Origin of the sequence: Hydrogenophaga sp. 5NK40-0174, assembly GCF_040372165.1 — a bacterium.
Classification (GTDB): Bacteria; Pseudomonadota; Gammaproteobacteria; order Burkholderiales; family Burkholderiaceae_C; genus Hydrogenophaga.
This window is the reverse complement of the sequence record NZ_BAABWG010000003.1, coordinates 433964-459117: the sequence shown is the minus strand read 5'-3', so window position 1 is coordinate 459117 and position 25154 is coordinate 433964. Positions and strand designations below refer to the sequence as shown.

28 protein-coding genes are annotated in these 25154 nt (G+C 62.8%); 14 read left to right on the top strand and 14 right to left on the bottom strand.

Annotated elements, in window-relative coordinates; genetic code table 11:
* Positions 1-113: 113 nt before the first annotated feature.
* From ABWV89_RS11705 to ABWV89_RS11690, 4 genes are all read left to right on the top strand, one after another.
* Entirely contained in the window at positions 114-731 is a 618-nt protein-coding gene (locus tag ABWV89_RS11705; protein WP_353396849.1) for a hypothetical protein, read from the top strand.
* Between the two features lie 57 nt (positions 732-788).
* Positions 789-1394, top strand: a complete 606-nt coding sequence (locus ABWV89_RS11700) for a hypothetical protein (RefSeq protein ID WP_353396846.1) — start codon at positions 789-791, stop codon at positions 1392-1394.
* 171 nt (positions 1395-1565) lie between these two features.
* The gene (locus ABWV89_RS11695; RefSeq protein WP_353396843.1) at positions 1566-2018 is read left to right on the top strand and encodes an SRPBCC domain-containing protein; all 453 of its coding nucleotides are present in this window, start codon (positions 1566-1568) and stop codon (positions 2016-2018) included.
* The gene (locus ABWV89_RS11690) at positions 2015-2575 is read left to right on the top strand and encodes a DUF1697 domain-containing protein (RefSeq protein WP_353396840.1); all 561 of its coding nucleotides are present in this window, start codon (positions 2015-2017) and stop codon (positions 2573-2575) included. Before ABWV89_RS11695 ends, ABWV89_RS11690 begins: the two co-directional genes overlap by 4 nt.
* Before the next feature lie 9 nt (positions 2576-2584).
* Here ABWV89_RS11690 and ABWV89_RS11685 read toward each other — a convergent pair whose 3' ends face one another.
* A complete protein-coding gene (locus ABWV89_RS11685; protein ID WP_353396838.1) occupies positions 2585-3220 on the bottom strand; it encodes a TetR/AcrR family transcriptional regulator in 636 nt (211 codons plus the stop codon).
* A 213-nt stretch (positions 3221-3433) separates the two neighbouring features.
* On the opposite strand from ABWV89_RS11685, the gene ABWV89_RS11680 reads away from it, so the two are divergent.
* Positions 3434-3967, top strand: a complete 534-nt coding sequence (locus tag ABWV89_RS11680; protein WP_353396835.1) for a fasciclin domain-containing protein — start codon at positions 3434-3436, stop codon at positions 3965-3967.
* A 51-nt stretch (positions 3968-4018) separates the two neighbouring features.
* Complete coding sequence (locus tag ABWV89_RS11675) at positions 4019-4474, top strand: fasciclin domain-containing protein (RefSeq protein WP_353396832.1); 456 nt, start codon at positions 4019-4021, stop codon at positions 4472-4474.
* Positions 4475-4545: 71 nt separating this feature from the next.
* Here the strand turns inward: ABWV89_RS11675 and ABWV89_RS11670 are convergent, their stop codons facing one another.
* Positions 4546-5454, bottom strand: coding sequence for a LysR family transcriptional regulator ArgP (locus tag ABWV89_RS11670; protein ID WP_353396829.1), 909 nt, complete (start codon positions 5452-5454; stop codon positions 4546-4548).
* Between the two features lie 247 nt (positions 5455-5701).
* Between ABWV89_RS11670 and ABWV89_RS11665 the strand changes: the two genes are divergently transcribed.
* Both ABWV89_RS11665 and ABWV89_RS11660 read left to right on the top strand, forming a co-directional pair.
* Positions 5702-7042: a D-amino acid dehydrogenase gene (locus ABWV89_RS11665; protein WP_353396826.1), complete on the top strand. Its 1341-nt coding sequence runs from the start codon at positions 5702-5704 to the stop codon at positions 7040-7042.
* A gap of 170 nt (positions 7043-7212) precedes the next feature.
* Entirely contained in the window at positions 7213-8508 is a 1296-nt protein-coding gene (locus tag ABWV89_RS11660; RefSeq protein WP_353396823.1) for a D-amino acid dehydrogenase, read from the top strand.
* Positions 8509-8550: 42 nt separating this feature from the next.
* Here ABWV89_RS11660 and ABWV89_RS11655 read toward each other — a convergent pair whose 3' ends face one another.
* Both ABWV89_RS11655 and ABWV89_RS11650 read right to left on the bottom strand, forming a co-directional pair.
* Positions 8551-9576, bottom strand: a complete 1026-nt coding sequence (locus ABWV89_RS11655; RefSeq protein WP_353396820.1) for a M14 family zinc carboxypeptidase — start codon at positions 9574-9576, stop codon at positions 8551-8553.
* A 52-nt stretch (positions 9577-9628) separates the two neighbouring features.
* The gene (locus tag ABWV89_RS11650) at positions 9629-10393 is read right to left on the bottom strand and encodes an alpha/beta fold hydrolase (protein ID WP_353397526.1); all 765 of its coding nucleotides are present in this window, start codon (positions 10391-10393) and stop codon (positions 9629-9631) included.
* Positions 10394-10646: 253 nt separating this feature from the next.
* Between ABWV89_RS11650 and ABWV89_RS11645 the strand changes: the two genes are divergently transcribed.
* Positions 10647-11186 carry a flavin reductase family protein gene (locus tag ABWV89_RS11645; protein WP_353396817.1) on the top strand — a complete coding sequence of 180 codons (540 nt, stop codon included), beginning with the start codon at positions 10647-10649 and terminating at the stop codon, positions 11184-11186.
* A 22-nt stretch (positions 11187-11208) separates the two neighbouring features.
* The gene (locus ABWV89_RS11640) at positions 11209-12117 is read left to right on the top strand and encodes a DMT family transporter (protein ID WP_353396814.1); all 909 of its coding nucleotides are present in this window, start codon (positions 11209-11211) and stop codon (positions 12115-12117) included.
* Positions 12118-12171: 54 nt separating this feature from the next.
* On the opposite strand, the gene ABWV89_RS11635 is transcribed toward ABWV89_RS11640, so the two are convergent.
* The 3 genes from ABWV89_RS11635 to ABWV89_RS11625 form a co-directional block, all read right to left on the bottom strand.
* Positions 12172-12897: a hypothetical protein gene (locus ABWV89_RS11635; protein ID WP_353396811.1), complete on the bottom strand. Its 726-nt coding sequence runs from the start codon at positions 12895-12897 to the stop codon at positions 12172-12174.
* 58 nt (positions 12898-12955) lie between these two features.
* The gene (locus ABWV89_RS11630) at positions 12956-13261 is read right to left on the bottom strand and encodes a hypothetical protein (protein WP_353396808.1); all 306 of its coding nucleotides are present in this window, start codon (positions 13259-13261) and stop codon (positions 12956-12958) included.
* 157 nt (positions 13262-13418) lie between these two features.
* Positions 13419-14504, bottom strand: coding sequence for an alpha/beta hydrolase family protein (locus tag ABWV89_RS11625; RefSeq protein ID WP_353396805.1), 1086 nt, complete (start codon positions 14502-14504; stop codon positions 13419-13421).
* Positions 14505-14881: 377 nt separating this feature from the next.
* Here ABWV89_RS11625 and ABWV89_RS11620 point away from each other — a divergent pair, with 377 nt between their 5' ends.
* Complete coding sequence (locus ABWV89_RS11620; RefSeq protein ID WP_353396802.1) at positions 14882-15976, top strand: helix-turn-helix domain-containing protein; 1095 nt, start codon at positions 14882-14884, stop codon at positions 15974-15976.
* A gap of 84 nt (positions 15977-16060) precedes the next feature.
* On the opposite strand, the gene ABWV89_RS11615 is transcribed toward ABWV89_RS11620, so the two are convergent.
* The gene (locus tag ABWV89_RS11615; protein WP_353396800.1) at positions 16061-16969 is read right to left on the bottom strand and encodes a LysR family transcriptional regulator; all 909 of its coding nucleotides are present in this window, start codon (positions 16967-16969) and stop codon (positions 16061-16063) included.
* Between the two features lie 156 nt (positions 16970-17125).
* Between ABWV89_RS11615 and ABWV89_RS11610 the strand changes: the two genes are divergently transcribed.
* The 3 genes from ABWV89_RS11610 to ABWV89_RS11600 all read left to right on the top strand — a co-directional run bounded on the left by ABWV89_RS11610 (position 17126) and on the right by ABWV89_RS11600 (position 19523).
* Positions 17126-18235, top strand: coding sequence for a Rieske 2Fe-2S domain-containing protein (locus tag ABWV89_RS11610; RefSeq protein ID WP_353396798.1), 1110 nt, complete (start codon positions 17126-17128; stop codon positions 18233-18235).
* 223 nt (positions 18236-18458) lie between these two features.
* A complete protein-coding gene (locus ABWV89_RS11605) occupies positions 18459-18698 on the top strand; it encodes a hypothetical protein (RefSeq protein ID WP_353396796.1) in 240 nt (79 codons plus the stop codon).
* A gap of 117 nt (positions 18699-18815) precedes the next feature.
* Positions 18816-19523 (top strand): molybdate ABC transporter substrate-binding protein, encoded by a 708-nt coding sequence (locus ABWV89_RS11600; RefSeq protein WP_353396795.1) that lies wholly within the window; start codon positions 18816-18818, stop codon positions 19521-19523.
* A 12-nt stretch (positions 19524-19535) separates the two neighbouring features.
* Here the strand turns inward: ABWV89_RS11600 and ABWV89_RS11595 are convergent, their stop codons facing one another.
* The 6 genes from ABWV89_RS11595 to ABWV89_RS11570 form a co-directional block, all read right to left on the bottom strand.
* Positions 19536-20372: an SDR family oxidoreductase gene (locus tag ABWV89_RS11595; RefSeq protein ID WP_353396793.1), complete on the bottom strand. Its 837-nt coding sequence runs from the start codon at positions 20370-20372 to the stop codon at positions 19536-19538.
* A gap of 328 nt (positions 20373-20700) precedes the next feature.
* Positions 20701-21483, bottom strand: a complete 783-nt coding sequence (locus ABWV89_RS11590; protein WP_353396791.1) for an anti-sigma factor — start codon at positions 21481-21483, stop codon at positions 20701-20703.
* A complete protein-coding gene (locus tag ABWV89_RS11585) occupies positions 21480-22049 on the bottom strand; it encodes a sigma-70 family RNA polymerase sigma factor (RefSeq protein ID WP_353396790.1) in 570 nt (189 codons plus the stop codon). Before ABWV89_RS11585 ends, ABWV89_RS11590 begins: the two co-directional genes overlap by 4 nt.
* Before the next feature lie 104 nt (positions 22050-22153).
* Positions 22154-22570, bottom strand: a complete 417-nt coding sequence (locus ABWV89_RS11580; protein WP_353396788.1) for a COG4315 family predicted lipoprotein — start codon at positions 22568-22570, stop codon at positions 22154-22156.
* 168 nt (positions 22571-22738) lie between these two features.
* On the bottom strand, positions 22739-24448 hold the full coding sequence (locus ABWV89_RS11575; protein WP_353396786.1) for an ATP-binding response regulator: 1710 nt from the start codon (positions 24446-24448) through the stop codon (positions 22739-22741).
* Complete coding sequence (locus ABWV89_RS11570; RefSeq protein ID WP_353396785.1) at positions 24445-25119, bottom strand: response regulator transcription factor; 675 nt, start codon at positions 25117-25119, stop codon at positions 24445-24447. Before ABWV89_RS11570 ends, ABWV89_RS11575 begins: the two co-directional genes overlap by 4 nt.
* Positions 25120-25154: the final 35 nt, after the last annotated feature.

Below are 25154 nucleotides of genomic sequence, written 5' to 3'. Positions count from 1 at the left end.
AGCCGACGAATTTTTTTCAAGGCTGATTCGGCGCAATTCACGGCACCTTTCACCTCGCCGCTGGCGCTCTCTCGTAACATGAAGCCATCACATGCTTCATAAGGGAGAGGCGGATGAACTGGCGTTCGCTGCATCGCAGCTCGGCTTTCGTGATCGGTGCATTCGCCGTGGTGCACCTGCTCAACCACCTCGCCATGATCGGTGGCGCAGACGCACACATCGGCTTCATGAATGTGGCACGTGCGCTCTACCGACAGCCTGTCGTGGAGGGCCTGCTGCTGTTCTGCGTGGCATTCCAGGCCGGCTCTGGTGCGTGGATGCTCATCCGCGGCTGGCGCGCACGTTCGGGGCTGATCGCCTGGTTGCAAGCGCTCTCTGGCGCTTACCTGGCCCTGTTTCTGGTCAATCATGTGGTGGCGGTGCTGAGCGGGCGAGTCTCCGACGGGCTGGACACCAACCTCCATTTCGCCGCTGCAGGCTTCTACGTTGATCCGTGGCCCTGGTTTTTTGCCCCGTACTATTTCGTGGCGGTGCTGGCACTGCTGACACACATCGGTTGCGCGATCTACTGGAACCTGCCCGAAGCCACGCCGGAAGCTTCGCGCAAGCGGTGGGTCTTCGGCTCCATGGCAGCAGGCACCCTGATGGGCGCCATCTTCGTGGCCGGGATGAACGGCGCCTTTGGCGCACTGGATGTGCCCGGTGAGTACACTGCTCCTTACCGTCGCTGAGCGAAAAGCAAGCCGGTCATCTCGCCGGCCATGTCAGTGCATTCAAAGGAGGACGCCGTGAACAAAGAAAGGAACCCGAGCAAATGGCTGAGCGCAGGCTTGCTGGCCGTCGCGCTGTTGGGGCTCGCAGGCTGCATCGCCCAACCCATTGCGCGAGAAGAGAGCTACCCGAAACAGATCACCGGGCAGCCATCCACCGAGCACTATCCGCCTGTGGCAGCCGGATTCCAGCGTTGGCACACCCACAGCTACAGGCCAGGCGACAAGGACCTGTCCATTGGCTACCACTTCTCGCAACCTCAACTTCAGGTTGTGGCCACGCTTTATCACCTGGAAGCAGCCCCGTGGAAGGCAACGCTGGACGAGCAGTTCGACGCAGAAACAGCCGGACTCAAGCAAGCCCATCCGGGTGCGGAATGGATTGAAACCAGCGCGGTCACTTTCGCGACGCCGAGCGGCGAACGCAAGGGCAAACGCGGCACGCTAAGCTACCGAGAGCGGTTTGCTCGCGTTCAGCAGCCCGTGTGCTCGGAACTCATGCTCTTCCGCGAGGGAGACAAGTACATCAAACTGCGTTGCACGGCCCCGGTGCTGCAACGAACACCGGCGTCAGAAAAGTGTTCGGAGCTCATGCGCTCGATCAACTGGCCTCGCTGGCCTTGATCATTGACCTTTCGCGGGACGGGTCCTTCATCGAAGGCAGGCCGACCGGTGTCGAGGCAAAATCGCACCGTTCGTCGTCAATGAAGCCTGCCAGTTCCTGTTGGCGGTCCGCTGCGACATCAGGACCTGCCTGCGCACCATCAATTCAGCACAGCCGGAGGTAGCCGCACCATGGATGATCAGACGCCTGATGAAGCCGCGCACTTCATTTCAACTTCTCGCACACTGTCTGCCTCTCCCGAGCAGATCTGGTCTGCGCTGACCACACCCGAACGGCTGGCGCGCTGGTGGGGGCCGGAGGGTTTCTCCAACGATGTGGAGACCTGCGATCTCCGTGAAGGCGGCCAGTGGGTGTTCGACATGATCGGACCCGATGGCAAGCGCTACGCCAACCGCAGCGAGTTCGAGGTGCTCGAGGCGCCGCATCGGTGGGTGGTGCGCCATGTGTGTGCTCCGTTGTACCGCCTGACCATCACGCTGACACCCGACGACAACGGGGGCACCCGGCTGCAGTGGGACCAACGCTTTGACAACCCGCGCACCGCCGAAGGCCTGGGCCCCATCGTGGGGTCAGCCAACGAACAGAACATCGACCGACTTTGGGCAGAGTTGCAGCGCCCATGACCGCCGGGAAAGCCGTCAGCATCATCCTGCTCAGAGGCATCAACGTCGGTGGCCAAGGCAAGCTGCCAATGAAGGCGCTCAAGGCCTTGCTGGAAGATCTGGGGTATGAGTCGGTGGCCACCTATATCCAGAGCGGGAATGTGGTGCTTCAAAGCGGCAAAGCTCTGGGTCGGAAGGACACTGAGCGCATCACTGAGGCCATCGAAGCGGCGCACGGCTTCAGGCCAGCTGTGCTGGTCGTCTCCCTGCATGACCTGCTTGCTTGCGCGGCAGCCAACCCGTTCCCGGAGGCAGGCGGCAAGACCCTGCATGCGTTCTTTCTTCAGGATCAGCCCGGGGCGCCGGACTGGCCCCGCCTGGAGAAGCTCAGGCGTGAAGGGGAGGCCTGGGAGCTTCATTGCGGGGACAAGTGCAGCTGGCTGTACCTGCACACACCCGGTGGATTCGGCACATCCCGTCTGCCCGCCGGCATCGAGCGCGCACTGGGCGAGCCATGCACGGCCCGCAACTGGAACACAGTGCAGAAGCTGCTGACGATGGCCCAGTCGCTGGTTTGAGCTGGCGGTTCAGCGCTGGCGCAATCCGTCGAAGCAGGTGCTCATCACCATGTCGATGATTTGCTCGTCTGAGTATTGCTCGGTCAGACGCAAGAAGCCCAGCACCGGGTCGCACGCCCGTGCGTACAAGGTGTAGAGCACGGCCACTGGCGGCAATGTCGCGTTGAGGCTGCCATCGGCCTGAGCAGCTTCAATCCATTCGCCCAGCTGGTCGCTCACTTCCAGCAAGCCATTCATGTAGACCTTGTGGCCGACAAGAGTCGCACGCAGTGTGGAGTTCTCGCTTGGCAACTTGGGCATTTCGCCCGCCAGCTGGAGGGACATGGTCCAGCGCGTCACCGCTTTGAGGCGGTCAATGGGACTCATGTCCTGCTCGGCCACCTTGGCCAGATAACGCTGCGCATTGCCCATCAGCCGCGCCATGGCCTCGGCCGCCAGATCCTCCTTGCTGGGAAAGTGCTTGTACAGGCTGGCCTTCGCTATGCCGACCTGTGCTGCGACTTCGTCCAGGGTCATGGACTCAAAGCCCTTTTCTGCCAGCAGCTGCGTCACCGCTTCGACGATGGCGTCTTCCCGCGCAGCGTGCATTCGCTGGCGAAAAGTCCGGGGGGTTTTGGCTGGGGCGGGTTTGGTGGCTGTTTCCATGACGTGTGGACGCTTTGACTCTTATCCGATTGTGCACCAATTTGACCCTAAAGTGCATATCCATACTTTAAAGATTGTTTTGTGACTGCTTAGTCACTTTTTATACCAAAGAGGATATTATTCGATCCGGCACTGATACGACTGATCCATGCGCTTCGATCAAACGGTCGCCATCAGAGGCCTCATGCACCAACAACCGAAAGGACCCGAGAGATGAAGATGGACAGACGCAATCTATTGGCAGCCCTGGCAGCGGGCTTGGCCGTTCCGATGCTCAGCGCTTGCGGCGGCAGTGATGACGACACACATGAACCCGCCAACACGGTGGTGGACGTCGCTGCGGGTGATCCGCAGTTTTCAATCCTGGTAGAGGCCGTTCAAGCCGCTGGTCTGGTGGAAACACTCAGCGGCCCGGGCCCTTTCACCGTGTTTGCACCCACCAACGACGCATTCGCGGCACTGCTTGGCGAACTTGGCACAACCAAGGAAGCCTTGCTGGCGGACACCGATCTGCTGACCGCGGTGCTGACCTACCACGTGCTCAGCGCCAAGGTCGTGGCCGCAGACGTCCAGGCCTTGCCCAAGCCGGCCACCGTCGACACCGTGCAAGGCAGCAGCTTCACCGTCAATGCCGACCTCAGCATCACGGACGGCCGAGGCCGAACTGCCATGCTGGTCGCCACAGACGTCATGGCCAGCAATGGCGTGATTCACGTGATCGACAAGGTCATTCTGCCGCCAGCCTGATTTCACATCACTGCGCTTCCCCCCTACACCCACACTTCCACGGAGATTCACATGAAAAAGACTCTGATCGCTGCAGCCCTGGTCATCAGCTCCATCGGCATGGCACAGGCAAAAGACATTGTCGAGACGGCCGTAGCTGCCGGCAGCTTCAACACCCTGGCCAAGGCCCTGACGGTCGCGGGCCTGGTGGACACGCTCAAGGGGCCGGGTCCCTTCACCGTCTTTGCGCCAACCGATGAAGCGTTTGCCAAGGTGCCCAAAGACCAGCTGGATGCGTTGCTCGCCGACAAGGAGAAACTCACAGCCGTGCTGACCTACCATGTGGTGCCAGGAAAGGTCATGGCCGCAGACGTCAAGCCGGGTGAAGTCAAGACGGTGCAAGGCAGCACCATGACCATCACCACCGATGGTGGCGTGAAGGTGGATCAGGCCACCGTCGTCAAGACCGATATTGCGGCCGACAATGGCGTCATCCACGTCATCGACCAGGTCATCATTCCCAACTGAGCGACCGGCCGTTTTCTCAACAGCTCACCCGTTATCTGCATTCACACGGGTGAGCGCTGCTGACCAGGTCTTCACTGCAAGGCCTGCTCAGCAGCTTCGTGAATGGTCTCGGACAAGCTGGCCAGCACGTCCGACTGCAAGTTCCAGCAGTGCCAGTACAGCGGCACCTTCAAGCGGTGACGCGGAGCGATGTTGACCAGCTGGCCTTGCTCGAGCAGCCCGGCCACACACAGCAGCGGCACCACACTCACACCCCATCCGGCCAGCACAGCGCGCACCTGACCCTCGGTGGAAGGCACGTAGTTCTGGCGAAGACTGACCCTGGCCAGGCCAAAGGCTGATTGCACAAATGCGGCCTGCAAATGGTCTTTGCGGTTGAATGCCACGAAGGGCAGCTGGTGAAAATTGTGCGCAGTCATGCCCCGGGCGCAATGTGACCGTGCGTATTCAGGGGCCGCCACCGCCACATACTCCATCACACCCAGCGGCTCCATGCGGCACCCTCGCAAAGCCTGGTCCAGCGAGGTCACGCAGCCAAGGACCTGCCCCTGACGCAGCCATTCATGGGTCACCTCCTGATCGTCGGTGATGACTTCGATCGGCAGGCCTTCGCGGGCCAGCCCGCTCAGAGCAGGCAATGCCCAGGTGGCGATGCTGTCGGCATTGATCGCCACCGCAATGCGTTCATCCTCCCTCGGCGAGCCGGCCAGGGCAGGAGCAAGCTCTTGCAAGTCGCGGTCGAGATCGGCCCTGAGCAGGCGCATCATCTTGGCGTGCTTGAGCAGCAGTTGGCCCGCGGGCGTGGTGCGCAGCGGCCGGCTCCGCACCACCAGCACTGTGCCCACCTGCGACTCCAGCGCTCGCAGCCGCTGCGACACCGCAGACTGCGTGATCGACAGGCGTTGTGCCGCTCGCTCAAAGCCGCCCTCTTCCACGATGGCGGCCAGACACTCCAGTGCGTCCGGGTCGAAGGTGCTCATGGTCGGTGGCTCAGATGGAAACAGGTGAAAAGCGAAGAAAAGACCGGGAAGAGACGGGGAAGAAATGAAGACCCGAACTTACTATTAGCTATTCTAATGAATCCAGTATTCAATTAATTCATCTTCACAGTCAGCGCACTTTTTCCCATACTTCGCCTTCATCGCGCCCTGGACCGCAGGGTTGGGTTTTCATTGACCCTCGCCTTTCCGCAGCGAAAGGCCTGAGGGCCATGGCAGGAGATGGGTCATGCATGTTCTGGTTCTCGGTGCCGGTGTCATCGGCGTCAACACGGCTTGGCAGTTGCTGCGGCGCGGCCACTCGGTCACACTGGTCGATCGCCAGCGCGATGCAGCCATGGAAACCAGCTTTGGCAACGCCGGGCAGATCTCGGTGAGCTACTGCGAGCCCTGGGCCAACCGGCATGCCCCGCTCAAGGCACTCAAGTGGTTGTTTGACCCGGAAGGCCCGCTCAAATTCAGGCCTCAGCTCGACCCCGCCCAATGGGCGTGGGGCATGCGCTTTCTCGCGCAATGCAACGACACCGCCTTCGAACGCAACGTGGCCCAGTTGGTGGCCCTGGGCAACTACAGCCACCAGGCATTGAAGGAAACCGTGGCTGAGACAGGTGTCTCCTACCACCGCCTCACCAAGGGCATCGCGCACTACTACACCAGCCAGGCATCGTTCGACGATGCCGGCGATGCCGCTGAAGTGATGCGACGCCACGGTGTCGCACGCCGCGTGGTGGACAAGGCCGAGCTGCTGCGCATCGAACCCGCCCTGCAAGCCTTTGCCGATCGCATCGTTGGCGGCACTTACACCGAGTCCGATGAGTCCGGTGACTGCCGGGCCTTCACCCAGGCTTTGCTCGAGCGCTGCCTGGCCCTTGGCTTGCAGACACTGATGGGACACGACATCGAGTCCATTGACGCTCAGGGCGGCCGCGCTGAAGGCGTGAAGGTGCGCGAGCGGCACACCGGCAAAGTCCAGACGCTCAAGGCCGACGCCTATGTGGTGGCCTGCGGCTCCTACACCACGGCACTGCTGCGCCGTGTGGGAGTGAAGGTGCCGATCTACCCCGGCAAGGGCTATAGCGCCACCTTGCCCTTGCTTCGGCCAGAGAGCGCGCCCCAGGTGAGCATGATCGACGACCAGTACAAGATCGCGCTTTCACGCCTGGGTGACCAACTGCGCGTGGCTGGCACCATCGAGCTCGGCGGCTTTGACCTGTCGCTCGAGTCGCCACTGGCGCGTACCCGCGCCCAGATGCTGGTGCGACGCATTGAAGAAGTGTTTCCGGGAGTGGCTGACACGCGCACGCCAGAGCAAGGTGGCAACCCGCAGTTCTGGTGCGGCCTGCGTCCGGCGACGCCCACCAACATCCCGCTCATTGGCAAAACACCGGTGGACAAGCTCTGGATCAACGCCGGGCACGGCACGCTGGGCTGGACCCACGGTGCTGGCTCAGGCAAAGCCATGGCCGAGCTCATCAGCGGCGAGGCCCCCGCCATGGCCTTCGGCTTTGTCGGCATGCCCGCGGCCCTTCGCCGCCGTCCTGCCAAGCACTCCCACGGTCTGGCAAATTGAACGACCGCCGACACGGCCGGTAACACCGTGACTGGCACCGGAAGTCATCCCGTCACAGGCGGGTATTGTCGTTTCGGCTTCCCTCGGCTGTCATCTGCCTCCATACTGGGTGCGAGTGGGAAGTCCTGCCATGGTGGCAGCTGCTGTCCCGACCGGTTTGGAAGCAGCACATGCACGTCATCGTTCTGGGTGCAGGCATCATCGGTGTGAGCACCGCCTGGCACCTGCTCAACCATGGTCACGAGGTCACACTCGTGGACCGGCAGGATGGCGCGGGCCTGGAAACCAGCTACGCCAATGCCGGACAGATCTCGGTGAGCTATTGCGAGCCCTGGGCCAACAAGGGCGCACCCATGAAGGCACTCAAGTGGATGTTCTCGTCCACTTCGCCACTGCTGCTGCGTCCACGCCTCGACCCCGATCAATGGCGCTGGTGTCTGGCCTTCTTGCGTGAGTGCAACGACAAGGCCTTTGCGCGCAATGTGGCACAGCTCTCGGCGCTGGGCACCTACAGCCACCGCGCCCTCAAAACCATCGTCGCGCAAACCGGCATCGCCTATCACCGGCTGGAGAAAGGCATTGCCCATTTCTACTGCGACCAGGCTGCATTCGACGCGGCAGCGGCAGATGCGCGCAGCATGGAAGCCTATGGCATCGAGCGCCGCGTGGTCTCTGGCGACGAGCTGGTGAACATCGAGCCGGCGCTGGCCAGCTTTGGCTCACGCATCACCGGCGCGACCTACACCGATACCGACGAGACGGGCGACGCCCACGAGTTCACCCACAACCTTGCCTGGCATTGCCAGCAACGCGGCGCCAACCTGGTCTTTGGCCACGAGATTGAAGGCCTGGAGGTGACCGACGACGCTGCCCGCAGTGTGCACCTGAGGGAGAGGGCCACGCGGCGCGCCAGCCAGCTGCATGGAGACGCCGTCGTGGTGGCCTGCGGCAGCTACACACCGGGACTGCTCAAGCCTCTGGGCATTCACGTTCCGATCTACCCGGGCAAGGGCTACAGCGTCACGCTGCCACTGCTGCGCCAGAGCAAGGCACCGTTCGTGAGCATGATCGACGACGAGCGCAAGATCGCTTTTACCCGGCTGGGCGACACCTTGCGTGTGGCCGGCACCATCGAGCTTGGCGGATTCGATCTTTCACTGCATACCTCGCTGGCGCGGGCGCGTTGCGAGATGCTGCTCAAGCGAACCGAGGAAGTGTTCCCCGGCGTTGCCGACACACGGACGCCCGAGGAAGGCGGTACGCCCAGCTACTGGTGTGGCCTGCGCCCGGCCACGCCAACCAATGTGCCCATCATCGGCCGCGTGCTGGGCATCGACGGCCTGTGGATCAACGCCGGACACGGCACGCTGGGCTGGACCCATGGTGCCGGCTCAGGCAAGGCGCTGGCAGAGCTGATCAGCGGCATCATGCCGGAGATGCCGGGCTTCCGCTTTTTCGGGCACTGAGCCGAAGGCATCACCCGGCCCGTTGATCTGCTGCTCAGCTGATCAACTGGTCTTCTTCAGCTTCTGCTGTCGGTCTTTCTCGCTGCCGTCCACCGGTATCGGGCGCGCCCGGTTCTGCCCTTCCGGTTTGACGTGCTCCCCCATCCAGCGCAGCAGGTCCAGCCACATCTGGCGCATCTCGGCATTGAGTGGCGTGCGAAACGCGCTGTTGAGCTCGACGGTGACCACCGGCATGCCCTTGTGCACACCGCCGAAGTTGCCCAGGCTGCCAGGATAGATACCCACCTGATCGAGGTAGAGGCGTCCCAGCCGATCCGGCGGTACGGTGGGGCCGTCAAAATCGAGCACGCCATAGGGCGCATGAATGCTCACCAGCAAGTCCGGGTCAAAGCGCTCAATCTCGTCGTACAGGTACTGGGACTCCGGCTCGGACAAGGGGTAAGGACCAGGGTAGCGGCGCTTGTCCTTGCGGGTGCGGTTCTTCCAGTATTTGAGCGCGTCGCGGTCCCAATCCGGTGTGGGGAAATTGCGGTTGAGGTCCACACCGGCGGCATTGGTCCGTGTGGCGGGACGCTTCATCAGACCATCGGGGTTGAGCGCCGGAATGAAACGCCAGTGGGCGTTCGACGACATCTCGGTGGCGTGCTGGATCCAGTGCAAGGCCACGGCCGCCGATGACAGTTCGTCACCGTGCATGGCCCCGATCACCAGCACCTTGATCTTCGGATTGCCAGAGACGACATCGCGCTGATAAAGCGTGCGACCTTGCACCGACCGGCCCACCGTGGGCACCAGCTCGGCCGCCTCGCACAAGGGCTTCTTCACATTGGGCAAACGCGCCACCAACTCCTGGCACGGGCCGGAGCCTGGCACGTCGGCATACGGGTGACCGGGCCCGCGCACATGTTGCGGGCGAGTCTGCTTCGGCGCGTCTTCAGGTGCTTCGGCCTGAGCAGCTGCCTTGGCCGACCCGTCTGCCGGTGTTTTGGCCGGCGACTGTGCGGCACTGCCCAACGCCAGCGCCGACAACCCGGCGCCCAGCAGCACAGAACGTAGAGCGGATGTCATGAACAAAACCATGCTGAATTCTAGCCAGCCCGGGAGACCCGCCCAAACCGCATCACTGCAGGCCGGTATGCGCCCCATGCACAGGCTCACGCAAAAAGGACAGAACGCAGGCATTGAATGCTTCTGGTGTTTCCAGATGCATCAAGTGCCCAGCGCCATCGATCTCTTCGTACCGACCCCGGGGCACAGCTTTGGCCATTTGCCGCATGGCCGCCGGCGGAGCCACCCGGTCGTGCGAGCCGCCCACCAGCAAGACCGGCATGCTCAGGTGCGACAACGCCGCCTGCCGGTCAAACGTGGTGATGCACTCCAGCGCGCGCCTGTATGTCGATTCCGGCACTTCCGACAGGCAATGCACGGCCACGCGAACGCCTTCAGCCTCCGCCTGCGGACCGACCATGGCCGGCACCAGCTGCTCGGCCAGCTTGGCCATGCCCTGGCCCGCATCGAGCGCAGCCGTGCGGTCCGACACAAAACGCTGCGCCCAATCGGTGGCCACCGTGCCGTCACTGCGGCGAGCGAAGCCTGCACTGGTTCCGCACAGCACCAGGCGCTTGACCAGATCGGGGCGGCGCAAGGCCACCTCCTGCGCCACCATGCCGCCCATGCTGTGCCCGAGCAAGGACACGTCATCGCATTGCAAGGCTTCAATCAGCTCGATACAGCGTTTGGCCAGGCCCATGAAGGTAAAAGGCTCCACTGGTGCGGAGTAGCCATAGCCGGGCATGTCCCACGCCACCGCGCGGTAGCCGGCGCTGGCAAACGCTTCGAGCTGTGGCGAGAAGGACAGGTGTCCACCCCCCACACCGTGCAGCATGAGCACGGTGGAGCCGCTGCCCAGTGTGGAGAAATGCGGCAAGGCGTGCCCGGGCGAGAACCCGGCCGTTGACGACGAAGGCGGGGATGGCGGTGAAGACGGATCGGACATCAGTCGGCAACAAAAGCAGTATCGGGAGGCAGGCACCGCCGGTGAACCCGCCAGCGCCGTCGGGCCTGAAATTGCCCGCCGCCGCCAAAGGTCTCACGAAGGTGACACCATTATGGGGGCAGGCATGGGCTAGCATTGCCCCATGTCATCCAGCCCCATCACCGCCACACCCAGCCAGGCAAAGCAGCTCAAAGCCGGCGAGCCGGACTTCAGCCCTGCACAGTTTCGCGCGGCGCTGGGCAGTTTTGCCACCGGGGTGACCATCGTCACCGCCCGCAACGAGCATGGTGAGCTGGTGGGCATGACGGCCAACTCTTTCAACTCGGTCTCGCTGGAGCCACCGCTGGTGCTCTGGAGCCTCTCGCGCAATGCCGGCTCCATGGCCACCTTCGCCAACGCGCAGCACTACGCCATCAATGTGCTGGCCGCTGAGCAAGAAGCCCTGGCCAAGCGCTTTGCCACCAAGGGCATCGACCGCTGGGCGGGCGTTTCCTTCACCGACGGGCGCAACGGCGCGCCACTGATCATCGGTGCCATCGCCACGTTTGAGTGCTTCAACCGAAGCCAGCACCAGGAAGGCGACCATGTGATCTTCGTGGGCGAGGTGGAGCGCTGCGACAAGCACCAGGGCTCGCCATTGCTCTACCACGGCGGCCGCTTCTACACCGATCATCCGCTCTGATTCGCCCAGTCGGCTCAGCCCCATGACACAGCACGAGCGCAAGAGCCACCTGGATACGCTCGCCATCAGCCTGCTGATCGCTTGCTGTGCCTTCTGGGGCTTTCAGCAAATCCTGATCAAGTTCGCTTCGGGCGAAATCGCACCGTTGTGGCAGGCCAGCATCCGCTTCTGGGGTGCGGCCGTGCTGCTTTGGCTGTGGTGCCAGTACCGGGGGGTGAAACTCTTCGGGCGTGATGGCTCGCTCAAGGGCGGCCTGCTGGTGGGCAGCCTGTTCGCGGCCGAGTTCTGCTTCATCTACCTGGGCCTGACCCACACCAGCGCGTCGCGCCTGACGGTGTTCCTCTACACCAGCCCGTTCTGGGTGGCCATCTTGTTGCCCCGCTTTGTGCCCGGCGAATCGATGCGGCGCACGCAATGGGTTGGACTCACCATTGCATTTGCAGCCGTCGCCATTGCCTTCAGTGAAGGCTTTCTGGGTAATGCACACCCGGCTGCCGAAGACAATCAATGGATTGGCGACCTGATGGGCCTGGGCGCCGGCATGGCCTGGGGCCTGACCACCGTCGCCATTCGCAGCACCGCCATCGCCACCGTGTCGGCAGAGAAATCGCTGTTCTACCAGCTGGGCGTGACCGCACTCGTCACCCCGGTGGCGTCCGCCCTGCTGGGCGAAACCTGGTCATTCGACTATTCGGCAATGGCCTGGGGTTCGGTCTTCCTCCAAACCGCCGTCGGCGCCTTCGCCACCTACCTGACCTGGATGTGGATGCTGCGCCACTACCCCGCCACCCGCATGGCGACCTTCACGTTCTTGACGCCACTGTTCGCCCTGGTGTTCGGCGTAGCGCTGCTGGGCGAGCCGCTGACACTGCAACTCGTGCTGGCGCTGGTGGGCGTGGGGGTGGGGATTGTGTTGGTGAATCGGCGGTAGGGTCATCCGGACGACCAGCTCAGTTGACTTAGTCCGTCACTTGTGATGCTTCATCTACCTTTCGGGCGAAGGCTGAGGTTTCGCTCCAGGTGCCACAGAGGGCATGTACAGCACGCCCTTCTTGCGCAATCGGTGTGTGTAGACAGCAAGAAAGAATACAGGAAGCCAAAGCAAGAAAGCCTTCATGGAAGCAAGGGCCCCAATGAACGAAATGACTGTGTACAGCTTCAGCAGTTGGGTGCCCAGTACTCTGCCTCGGAGCAGATAAACCGCGGCGAGCATCAACAGTGCGCGCGACGTCAATACAAGAATCGTGGCAATAGACAGTCGTTTGAGCGAAGGCGCATTTCGCACCATTCCCGGAATGTCGGCCTGAGCGGCGTCGCTCGACAAGGAGCCCCAGACGCTCCCCACATGCCAACTCAACAGGCCAAACCAGAAGAGTGCTTCAAGCGCCAGGTAGACCGCCCAGACGAGCAGTGCTCCGAATACAACTCGATGCACAGTCGTCAGCCTTGGCTTCCCGGCCAGCGCCCCGCCAATCTCTGACGCAAGCGAGTCACCGCGACTCGGGTGTTGCCCTTTTTCTCTGGGGCGAGAAAGACGCTGGGATTTGGCGCTCCCCTCTTGAGCCACGGCCTGCTGGCGTTCCTGTTTGGCAGGCGACCGGTACTTGCCGTAAACGATGCCGCACTGCGGGCACTCATAGGCTGGCACCAACTCTTGAACCTTTCGCTCATAGCCACACTTCGGGCAGACCTTGAGTTCTACCATTTTCATTTTCCTCCCTCGTCGCTGGCCACCGGTTGCCGGTCAACGGTGGCGTCATCGCCGTATTCTAGGTCTTGTCTTCCGTTGGATGAATCGTCGTCTCCACGATGTTGATCAGCGCCAGGTGGTCGTTCACCGGGCAGCTCACGCACCAGACGCCGTCCAGCCCGTCCACTGACACCGGCCACTGGCCGCCGTCGATGTGGTCTTGCAAGGCGGTGGCGAGGACGTGGAAAAAGTCGTAGTCCTTTTCCTTGGTGCAGGCGTTCATGAAGGCGTGCAGGGCGCGCTTGATGTTGTGGCCGCGGTTCTGGCGCAAGTAGGTGCCGCCGTGGTAGTCGATGACGAAGGTGTAGACGTGGCTTTCATTCATGGTCTTGCTGCTCCGGAGGTGATGCTTGCTGCTTGGCTGGTGTGTGATGGACTCGCTTCCTAGGTTCAGCCTATCACTTGCCTGCGGTGTTGGCGCATGGGATTTGCGCGAACGCGCAGCACCATTGAGCGAGGTCAAGCAGCCGGGGGCGCAGGCTTCAGCGGTCGGCCACGCCGGCTGGCACGGCAGGTTTTTGCAGGCCCCATTCATTGGCGATGAGCGCGACGATGCGCCGGTGAAGAGCGGGCCGGTCGGTGCCGGCAGGGTCAGTGCAGACGGCGTCGTCACCTTCCTCGGCGAGCAGTTTGGCGCCTTGAGGGCTGCAGATACCCAGCGCCGAGAAGTGCATGGCTGGCGCCAGGGTCTCGACCTTGGCTTTGGGCAGGATGGACGTGAGCGTGCTGTGGCCAGGTGAAAAGTCGGTGTCGGGCAAGCGATCGGCGCCTGCGCCAAGCCCGATCAACAAGACCGAGCTGACCATGTCTCGCGCGTGTGACGTTTCCAGGCCTTGGTGCAATGCAGGGTCGATAGCGGCCACCGCTTTCACGCGCGGATCGCGGTAGCTTCGGTTCCATTGGGCAGCGTCGAGCTGGGCGAGGTCAACGTCAGCACGCGCGATGTCCTTGCAGTGGCGATGACCGGAGGCTGCGCAATACTGCGTGTAGGCATTCAAGTCACCCCGAAGGCCGCCGATGGACAAGGCGCTCCAGCCACCCAAAGAGAAGCCCACCACATAGATGCGGCTCGTATCGATGTGGGCTGAGAGTTCTGGGTCGGCCAATACAGCATCCATGGCCGCCTGCAGGTCGCGCACTCGAGAGCCGTGGTCCAGACTTCGGCGCATGTCGTAGTCCCCATGGGTGCTTCCCGGGTGATTGATACCCAGGACCATGGCACCGTGTTGGGCCAGGCCCGCTTCCAGCCAGGTAAGAGACCGCCAGTGGCCGCCCACACCGTGCGAGACCAGAACCAGCGGCCAACGTCCGGCTTGAACGGGGGCGTCCTGATGCATGGCCTGGCCCAGAAACACGGGACCGTGCTGCAGAACCTGGGCGGTGCCAAGGCCGCCGCGCGAGGCTGGGTACCACAGGCCTCCGACCAGGGCCATGCCAGGGGTTCCTGAGCGCCCGTTTTTCCAGTGCCGAAAGCCTGGCACGGCCAAGTTGGGAGTTCGTTGCCCGATTTGTCGGTCGGGTTCCAGGGCAGAGGTGTTGGCAGGTGTGTTGTCAGGATGGTTGGCCATGGTGCGTGACTCCGCGCCGGCCTGCGCGTGGGCCGGGTGGGGTGCCCCAACGAAACACACCAGCGCCAGGGCTGACAAGGCGCCGGTGATTCGCGCCATCAGGCGGGTTGAATTGACTGGTATTTGAGTCTGTGTTGGTGTTTGTGTTCGGGTTGGTTGGGTGTGCATGAGGCCACTCCTTGAAAGCGAAAGACAGTTGAAATGAAGGACCTATGATTCGTCTGACCCCAGTCTTTCGTCGTCCTGAAACCGGTTTCAGGACGTTCTGTTTCCTGTTTTTGGCCTTTTCGCGGCCTTTCTTGTCGATTTCTGGCCTTCTTCGAGCGGAACAGATCCCTCCGTACCCGGGCCTTCAAACGCTTCATCTCCAACGCCCCATGCTGACTTTGCCCTTGCCTGTCATCGTTGCCTTGGCCCTGGCATACACCGCTGCCAAGGCCTGGTTGGGCGGCGAGCACAAGCGTTGGCACCCCGTAATGACGACGTGGGTGGGCATGGTGGCGGCCCAAAGCCTGCTGGTGGCCTTGGTACAGCACTACGGCTGGCTGGGGCTTCGCTGGCTACAACCGATTTCGGCGGCAGCACTGCCGCCTTTGGCGTGGTGCGCCTTTCTGACCGTGCAGGTGCGCGCCCTTGCCTGGCGCGATGCTGTGCATGTCAGTGCACCGGTTCTGACCCTGATCTGCCTCTGGGTGTGGCCGGACGCCCTGGATGTGATGGTCTTGGCCAGCTATGTGGGCTACGGCGCTGCCCTTTTACTGGCCTTGCGGCCGCAAGCCCCGGAGCTGCCGCTGGCTCGCCTGGGCAGTGGCAGCCTGCCGCGCTGGCTTTGGCGCATTGTGGCGCTAAGCCTGTGGGTATCCGCATTGGGCGACATGCTGATCTGGTTGGATCAGACTCTGCAGATGGGGCAGTGGCGAACGCCCCTCATTGGCGCCATGTCGTCGCTGGTGCTGTTGACTTTGGGTCTGGTGGGTTTGTCGCCGGAGTGGCAGGTGAGCGCTGAGCCTCAAACGCCGGAACCCTTGCCTCAACCCAAAACTGACGCCTCACCTCCACCAGCGGGCATTGTTGGTGCAGGTAGTGGTGGTGGTGTCGACGATGCTGCAAATGACGCAGCCTTGCTGTCGCAACTTGATGCCCACATGCGCGACGCCCAGCCCTGGCTCAACCCCGATCTGACCCTGATCGCTCTCGCGCGAAAGCTCGGTGTTCCAGCCAAGACACTGTCTGCTGCAGTGAACCGGCGCACCGGTGACAACGTCTCGCGCTACGTCAACCAGTTTCGCATCGACCATGCCTGCCGGTTGATGCTCGCTGGCGAGCCCGTGACCACAGCCTTTCTGACCAGTGGCTTCAACACCAAATCGAACTTCCACCGGGAGTTCCAGCGCGTCCACGGTGTGGCCCCAACACAATGGGTCGCGCAAAACGCAGGCCGTACAGACAACGACAGCAAAGCGCCAGAGTAAGTGCTGCCCGCAGATGGTTTGTCTATCTGTCTTTCTCTCTATCTGTCTTTCTGGTTAATTGAGCGACTGCCTCACTGCCTGCCATCAAGCACAAAAGATCTCGTGGAACAGATGCCGCACCCACTGGTTGCCGGGGTCGTTCTGAAAACGTGGGTGCCAGGTCTGGCGCAGGGGCAACGCGGGCAAGTCCAGCGGCGGCTGCACGCAGCGCACGCCAGACCAGTGGGCAAACACCTCTGCCATGTGGGCGGGCACGGTGGCCACCAGATCGCTGCCGGCGATGAGCATGGGCAGGGTCATGAAGCCGGGCGTGCTGAGCAGAAAGCGGCGCTTGGGGCCGCCGTGGCTTTGCAGCGCCCACTCAAAAATGTCGTCTTCGCCGCCAAAAGGTTTGATGCCGATGTGTGAGGCGGCCTGATACGCGTCCAGGGTGATGCGTCCGTCCTTGATGCCTTTGCGGCGGCTGGCCACCATGCAAACCAATGGGTGCTCGATGAGCTGTTGCTGAAACAGACCTTCGCGCGTGAGCGGCAAGCTGCTGATGGCCAGGTCCACACGGCGTTGCTCCAGGGCGTGGGCGATGTCGGCGGGCATCAGGCGCACCACCCGCAAACTGGCGCCGGGTGCGCGTTCGCGAAACTCCGGCAGAAAGCGCGGCAGAAACACCAGCTCTGCCATGTCGGTCATGTTGAGCACAAAGGTGCGGCGTGTCTGGCTGGCGTCGAACGCGGCGCCGGGCACCAGATCGGCATGTAGACGCTCCATGATGTGGGCCACGTGTGGCGCCAGCTCGGTGGCCTTGGGCGTGGGCACAAAACGGCCGCCGCTGCGCACGAACAGCGGGTCGTTGAAATACTCACGCAAGCGGCGCAACGCATGGCTGACGGCTGATTGCGTCAGACCCAAAGCGTCGGCGGCGCGGGAGACGCTGCCTTTGTCCAGCAAGGCCTGCAGCACGGGCAAGAGGTTGAGATCGAGTTCGTGGAGGTGCATGACGGGCTGAACTGTTTTGTTTGGATGTGCGGCGCAGCATGAGTGGGCTACATCTGCAGTATGAATGAAACAGGGTATTCAGACATGAGAGTGGTTCATACACTCGCATCAAGAAAGCAGAAGCAGATCCACAAAACAGCCTCCGGAGACAAACCGATGACCCGACCCGACACCAAGGTGGTGCAAGCGGCGCAAACCGCCTCGGCCCGCATGGCCGACCGCCACACGCCTTTCATCTTCAACGCCTGGTATGTGGCGGCCCTGGGCGAAGAGCTGGGTGAACCCTTGCTCGCGCGGCGCCTGCTGGGCCAGCGGGTGGTGATGTACCGGGCCAGCACGGGCGAGCCAGTGGCGCTGGAAGACCGCTGCCCACACCGGTCATTCCCGCTTTCGCACGGCCAACGCGATGGCGACACGATTGTGTGCGGCTACCACGGCCTGCGCTTTGACACCAAGGGCGATTGCATCGAAGTGCCATCGCAGCCCACCTGCCCGCGCAACATCGGCACACGCCGCTACCCGCTCATCGAACGCGGACCTTTGGTGTGGATCTGGATGGGCGATGACGAAGCCGATGCCGACCCGGCCTTGCTGCCACCGGTCGACTGGGTGAGTGACGCGCAGTGGGCCACGTCGCACGGTTCGCTGGCTTTGCCGGCCAGCTATGTGCGTCTGCATGAAAACCTGCTGGACCTGACGCACCTGTCTTTCCTGCACGCCAACTCCTTCGGCACGCCCGACTACGCCCGCGCCGAGTACCAGACCGAAATGGGCGACGGCGTGTTCGGCTTGCAGCGCGATGTGGTGCCCACCACCTTGCCGCCGCTGTGGGCCAAGCCCACGAAGCTGGAAGGCGTGAGCACGGCGGCGCGCATTGCCCGCTCCACCTTCCATTCGCCGGCCCTGCACGAGGTGAACGTGCGCTTCTATGACAGTGCACTGCCAGAAGGCGAGCGGCCTGAATACCGCATCCGCACCGCACACTTGCCCACGCCCGAGAGCGCCACGTCCACGCACTACTTTGTCGTGCACGGGCGCGACTTTGCGCAGGACGATCCGGGCATCACCGACTTCATGCATGAGAAGCTGTTTGCCGCCTTTGAGGAGGACGTTTGGGGCCTGGGCTTGCAGGAAGAAGTGCTGGCGGATGCGGACGATGGCTTTTACGAGATCTCCATCGCCGCCGACGGCCCCTCCGTGGCCATGCGCCGGTACATCAAACAGCGGGCGGAAGCGGAACAACAGAGCAAGTCTGAGAGCCGCTGATTTTTCCCTGAAGCCGTCAGGGGATTGTGCAGAAACGCACTGTTTGGCACTGCACAGGCCCCAGCTTTTGCTCGACTCCGTGACAAAGTTCGGCTCAACACTCCACTCGGGGCGATGACCGCCCTGGTGGCGGTTGTGTCGGGTGTGGGTAATTTCTACACTGGAATGAGCTGGATGTGAGAACCATCCCCTTCCAACGCCCCACACAAAGGAGTCTTTGCCCATGGCCAAAAAGCTGACCGTCGAACTGCTGGACAATGGCGCGCCCGCCGCAGGCGTCGCCGTCAAAGCGTCGGGCTGCACCGAGCTCGAGACCGGCCCTGCCGGCAGCGCCTTTTTCCTCATTGATGAGGACCAAGTCAGCGTGACCGTCAATGGCAACGAGGTGTTCTCCAGCGCTCTGGACGCCCTTCCATCGCACCTGAAGATCCAGAAATCCGGCGACGCCTGGCAAGTTGGCTGAGCATCGATCCGGTCGAACGGGCGCAGCGCCTGAGCGACCGATGTATCCGCACGACACGCGCGAAGTTTCCACCGGTGCGAGGGCCATCCTGGCCCGAGCCGGTGCACAATTCGCGCCATGGCAAAAAAGAAAATCAAACTCCTCGGTGGCGGCGCCATCCAGGGCCTGGTGGCTCAGCTGCACGACGCGTTTCTGGAAGAGACCGGTTGCGAAGTGGTGTGCCAGTTCGACGCCGTGGGCACCATCGAAGATGGCGTGACCGACGGTGAACCCGCCGACCTGGTGGCCCTGACCGATGCGCAGATCACCCAGATGGCTGCCGACGGCCTTCTCGTACCGGGCAGCACCCGAATCCTGGGCGTGGTCAAGACCGGCATCGCCGTCCGAAAGGCCGACCAGTCACTGGACGTGAGCACGGCCGAGGCGCTGGAAGCAGCGCTGCTGGCCGCCGACGGCGTGTACATCCCCGATCCATCCGTCTCGACAGCGGGCGCCCATATCCAGAAAGTGCTCCGACGCCTGGGCATCGACGAGGATGACCTGGCCAAGCGGCTCCATGTCTTCCCGGACAGCGAACAGGCGCTCGCTGCACTGGCCAAAGGCAAGGGCAAGGGCTTGCTCGGCTGCATCCAGACCACGGAGATCCGGTTCGCGCCAAAGGTGTTTGTCGCCGGCATGCTCCCTGGCAAGCTGGGGCTGTCCACCATTTACAGCGTGGCCGTGACTTCCCAGTCCAAAAACCCTGAACTGGCGGCCCAGTTCATCAGCAAACTCATCGGCGCCGATGCCGCCCCTGTTCGGGCTGACATCGGGTTCGAGGCCTGATCGAGGCAGCCTTCAGCGGCCGGGGCTGCCCTGCGCCTCTATCGACAACGCTTCCCACTCGCGCCAGGTGGCGAGGCGGCTCTCGTAGTCTTTGGTGGCCACGGCCAGCGGACCGTCCCCGAAGAACACGCGCAGCGGCGGCTTGGGTGCATCCACGATCTTGAGAATGGCGGCACGGGTGGCCGTTGGGTCACCCCGGCTGGCCTTGCGCTTGGCGCGGGCCTTGGCCGCTTCTTCGCGGAAAGCGTCGTAGGCTGGAAGCTTGGTGGCGTGCAGTGAAGACACATCGCCCCAGTCGGTCGAGTAGCTGCCAGGCTCGATGAGCGTGACCTTGATGCCAAAGTCTGCCACTTCCTGCGCCAGTGACTGGGTCAATCCCTCCAGACCCCATTTGGACGCGTGGTAGATGCCAATGCCGGCAAAGGCTGAAATGCCGCCAATCGACGACACCTGGATGATGTGGCCACCGCCGTTCTCACGCAGGTGGGGCAGCGCCGCCTGTGTCACCCAAAGTGGGCCGAACAGGTTGGTCTCGATTTGCTGGCGGGCTTCCTGTTCGCTCAACTCCTCGACCATGCCGAACTGACCATAGCCGGCGTTGTTCACCACCACGTCCAGGCGGCCGAAATGCCGGGCCGATGTGTTGACCGCTTCAACGCAGGCACTGCGATCGGTCACGTCCAGCTTCACCGGAAGGATGCGGTCCCCGTACTTCGCTTTCAGATCATCGAGTGCAGCAGGGTTGCGCGCTGTCGCAGCCACCGAGTCGCCGCGGTCGAGTGCCGCAATCGCCCACTCTCGCCCAAAACCACGGGAGGCTCCCGTGATGAACCAGATTTTCTCTGACATGTGTGTCGTCTCTCCAGAAATGTCCGGTCCGGTCTGTTCTGTTGTGACCGAACGGGAAGCTGGCGCTTGCGCAGGGCGTGTTGCGCAAGGCCGTGGTGGGCCGATCGTGGCGGTGTGCTCGCGCGCTCACTCACACACTCATCTGCGATGGCCGGAACGGTTGCTTGTTGTTCTTCAGTCTGACCGCTGCTGCACCGGTGCGCTTCGTGTCGTCCGAAGCTGGCACCGGCAGCGCTCGCCGGTCTGTCGGGTGGCGATGCCCGACTGCGTGCAATGGTAACGCGAACGCCACCTCAGCGCAGAAACCTGCCGAACGGGGCCAATGCCATCACGGCCAGATCTTGCCGCACAGGCCCCGGTAGACAAACGGCTGCGTTGGCTGTGCGGGCGCTTCACCCTGCGGCTCCAGTGAGACGGCCAATTCCACCGCCGGCTTGAACACCTCTTCCGCTGGCGCGTCCAGTGTCACATGCACAAACTTGCCATCAGGCAATGGTCCGACTGGCTGGACCTGTCCGGCCTGGTCGATGCGCCAAAGGAACAACGTCTGCCCCGGCGGGATGCTCACCGGCGTTTCCCGTTTGACATCGACCACCGTGCCACGACGCAGGCTGGAAATGATCAGGCCGGGCTGGCCGTCTGGCGTGGCCAGCACGCCAACATAACTCGCCGGCAGTTCCATGTTCGGATGATCGCTGGTCTGCGCGCGCCACACAGCGGGCAACACGCTGCCCAGCACCAGACCCATCGCCAGCGCCGTTGCCGGGATGGGCGAGAACAGACGCTGCCACCACGATGCTGCTGGCCGGCTGGCCGGCAATGGCTGCGTGCCCCGGGCCCCGGCGGCAACAACGCCATTGGCCTGCGCAATGCGATCCCAGAGCTGCGGGCTGGGGCTCACCGGAGGGAGACTGGTGTGCAAGGCACCCAGGCGCGCTGTCCATTCATTGACCGAGTCAACCAGCATTGGCTTGCGTTGCATCTCGGCTTCGAATCGCCGCCGCGCCCGACCTCGCAAGGTGCCGGCCACATAGGCGGCTGCCAGCTGCTCAACTGCCGATGGGTTGCCGGACCAATGCCGATTGAAGGAAGACGGGTGCTGGGAGCTCATGCTGCAGCCTCCATGCAACCCTTGAGCCGCATCAGGCTGCGGCGCGTCCAGGCCTTGACTGTGCCAAGCGGACGTTGCATGCGCTCGGCCACTTCCATGTGGGTCAGCCCTTCATAAAAAGACAGCAGCAGGGCTTTGCGCGGCTCGGCCTCCAGCGTACCCATGCAATGCGCCAGACGGGCATCGCCTTCTTGCTGCAGCATTTGCTCCATGGGAGAGGCGCCTTCTGCTGCGGCGTCGTGCGTCTGTTCTTCCCCATCGGCGCTGCGAAAGTGCAAAGGCTCTTCGGGTTTGCGTTTGCGCACCAGATCGATGGCGCGGTGGCGGGTGACGACACACAGCCAGGCCAGTGTCTTTTGCTGCCCCGGTGCAGCGTTGTCGGCACGGTTCCACACCGCGCTGAACACCTCTTGCAACACGTCTTCTGCCATCGCTGCATCCTGCGTCACGCGCACGGCGACCGCCATCAGGCGCCTGGCCGTCATGGCAAACAGGGCTTCAAAGGCTTTGGCGTCGCGCAAGGCAACGCGCGCAAGCAAACGGCTGATCTCTTCGCGGTCGTCCATCTGGCTGATTGGGGAAACGGGCAATGGGGATGAGCATAGCGCATACCTGCGCCGGCTCACCCCCAGCCTGTTGGCCCTCATCAAAGGGCGAAAGTACGGCGCACTCAGTACTTGTAGCTGCTGGATGTCTTGGCAGCAGGCTTCTCGCCCACCACATGCCATACGCCGCCCATGCCGTCGCCGTTGCGGTCGCCCGGCTTGGCGTCACCAGCGAAGTAGTAAAGCGGCTGGCTGTTGTAGGTCCACTGGCGCACGCCGTTGGCCTCGATCACGCCAAATTCGCCTTGGGCCTGGGCTTCAGCCTTGGCCACAAAGGCAGGCCACTTTGCCAGGCAGCCACCGGCACAGTTGCTCTTGTTGGCCTCGTCCTTGTCGAAGGTGTAGACAGTGCGGCCGGAAGGGTCGGCCAGAACGCCATCCTTCATCACCGGCTGTGCCTGGGCAGCAGCGGCCATGAACAAGGAAGCGGCAACCGCCACAGCGGCGATCAGGGAAGGCTTGGTTTGTGCAAAGGTTGTCATGATCTCTTCGTCCTCTATCGGTAGTGAATAGTGAAAGCAGGTTGGTTGGGGAACATCCCGGGAGCAACAATTTGCTGCCCTGCCTGTAGAACGAAGCGAATCCGCGTTTGGATGCAGGTCGATCAAAAAAAAGTGAAAAAATTTTCGAACCAGGTTTTGGTGTGGGTTTCAGCCCTTGACCAGGGCTGCACGCAAACGAAGCGGACGAACGGGTTTGCTCAGCACCGTCACGCCCTTTTCTTCAGGTGCTTCACTCTCCCCCGTGAGAAGAACCAGTTGCCCGACGCCAAAGCGTGTTCTGGCCGCCTCCAGCAGGTCCAGCCCATTCATATCGCCCGGCAAGCGCCAATCGCTGACCACGGCGTCGACAGGGCGTTCGGCCAGAGCCCCGCCTCGCGACAGAACTGCCATGGCTTCAACTGCGTCTCCTGCCAGCTCCACATCGAAGCCCCAGCTGCGCATCAGACTCTGGAGCCCTTCGCGCACCAGTGCGTTGTCCTCAACCACCAGCACGCGCAAGGCTGGCATCGCGGCAAGGCCATCGACAACCGGGCCATCCGGCACCGTCACGGTCGGCAAGGTGGCGGCGCCGGCCAACCCGGAGAGGGTCACGTTCATGCCCACTTCAAAGCAGCTGCCCCGCCCCGGGACCGAGCGCACCTTCAACGGATGCTCAAGCAGACGGGACAGACGCTGGACGATCGCCAGACCGAGACCGGTTCCCTGAGCCAGATCTCGTTGCGGATTGTGCAGCTGGGCGAACTCCTGAAACACGGTCTCGAGGGCCTCAGCGCTGATGCCCGGACCTGTGTCGATGATCTGCAGCCGAACACTGCCCTGACTGATGCGCGCCGCCATGAGCACACCACCTCGCTCCGTATAGCGAATCGCATTGGCCAGCAAATTGGACAGGATGCGTTCGGCCAGGTGAGCGTCCGTCAGAACCCATCGGTCGACGGTATGCAGTCGCAGCTTCAGTCCTTTGGCCCTGGCGGAGGCATCGTGCAAACTGAACACCCGCAGCATCAGCTCGGGCAAATGCACTGGCTGCACCTGCGGTTCAACCTGGCCAGCGTCCAGCCGCGACACATCGAGAATGCCTTCGAGCAATCGGTCAAGCGCCTGAACACAAGCCCCGATCTGCTGCACCACCGCCGTGGAGGTGTCGCCGCGGGCCATCAGGGAGTGGTACAGATTCAATGCCTGCAAAGGCTGGCGCAAGTCATGGCTGGCCGCAGCAAAGAACCGCTGTTTGTCGTCGCGGGCGCGCTGCGCCTCAATCCGCAGAACAATGTTCTCTTCAAGCTGCTTGCTGCGTGCCGTGACCAGGCGCAGCATCAGAACAGTGAAGCTGGCCCCGATCAGTCCCAGCATCCACATGTAGGGGTGCGGGCTCAGGATCAGGCTGATGACCACCGGGCCGATCAGGAGCGGCAGCGATCGGCGGATGGTGGGGCCATGTGCGGTGGCCGAGAATGAAAACGAGATGCAGGTGGAGACCAACGCGACCGTCAGCCCCATTTGCCGGGCCGCGTCTGTCCAGTCAAACAACAGAATGCCGGCACTGCCCCAGGCAAACGCACTGAACAAGACCCTGAGCTGATGCCGGCGCATGGTTTCGGCAATGGCAGCCGCGTCCAGTCCGGGCAAGGGCAATCGCAGAAACAGACGCCCGGCGAAACTGGCCTGCACGAGCAAAAGCCAGATGGCGGCCATCCACGGAGTATGTGGATCAGCAAAGTAGAACGCCATCAACAGCGAAATGAGAAACTGCCACACTGCCGCCCGGGCAGGTGCCTCCAGGCTCAGCCGAAGTACCTCGTGATCGACCCGGTCTTTGTCGGTGGGCACAGGCACCACCGCCGGTGCAACGCTCATGCCGTGTCAGACCCGGGGCTGCCCGTGCCGTCTGTGACCATGACACCTGCGGCCTTGGCCAGCATCACCGCCTGCATTCGGTTGGTTACACCCATCTTGTCAAAGATGATGTCCAGATGGTTCTTCACCGTCGCTGGCGAGATGCCCATCTCCTGGGCGATCACTTTGTTGCTGGCACCGGTTGACAGGCACCGCAGGACCTCGAGCTGGCGCGGCGAAAGCCCGAAGTCGGTACCGGACATTGCCTTTGGCTCCGAGTCAAACGACACGGCAGAGAACACTGTCTGGCCACGCGCCAGTGCCCCGAGCGCATCGATCAGCGCCTCCATCTCCAGCGACTTTGACAGGCAGGCGACCAGCCCTGCCGAGGCCGCCCGCTGAGGAAGCTCTGGCGATTCTTCGCCGGTGATCAGGCCAAAGCTCACACCAGGGTGGCGCATGCCCATTTCGACTGCGGCGCGGATGCCGTCGCACCCGGGCAGCTTGTAGTCCACCAGCACCAGATCAAAACGCTGGGGCTGGCTCTCCAGCCGCTGCATGGCCTCGGTGGTGCTCGAGGCCGATTCGACATCGACTTGCGGGCACAGCTGACGCAATGCCATCACGAAGCTATCGCGAAACAGGGGGTGGTCGTCGACCAGCAGCAAACCCAGCTCTTCCATTTCATGCATCAGCGCAGTGTACGAACGAAGACCAGCATAGCCAA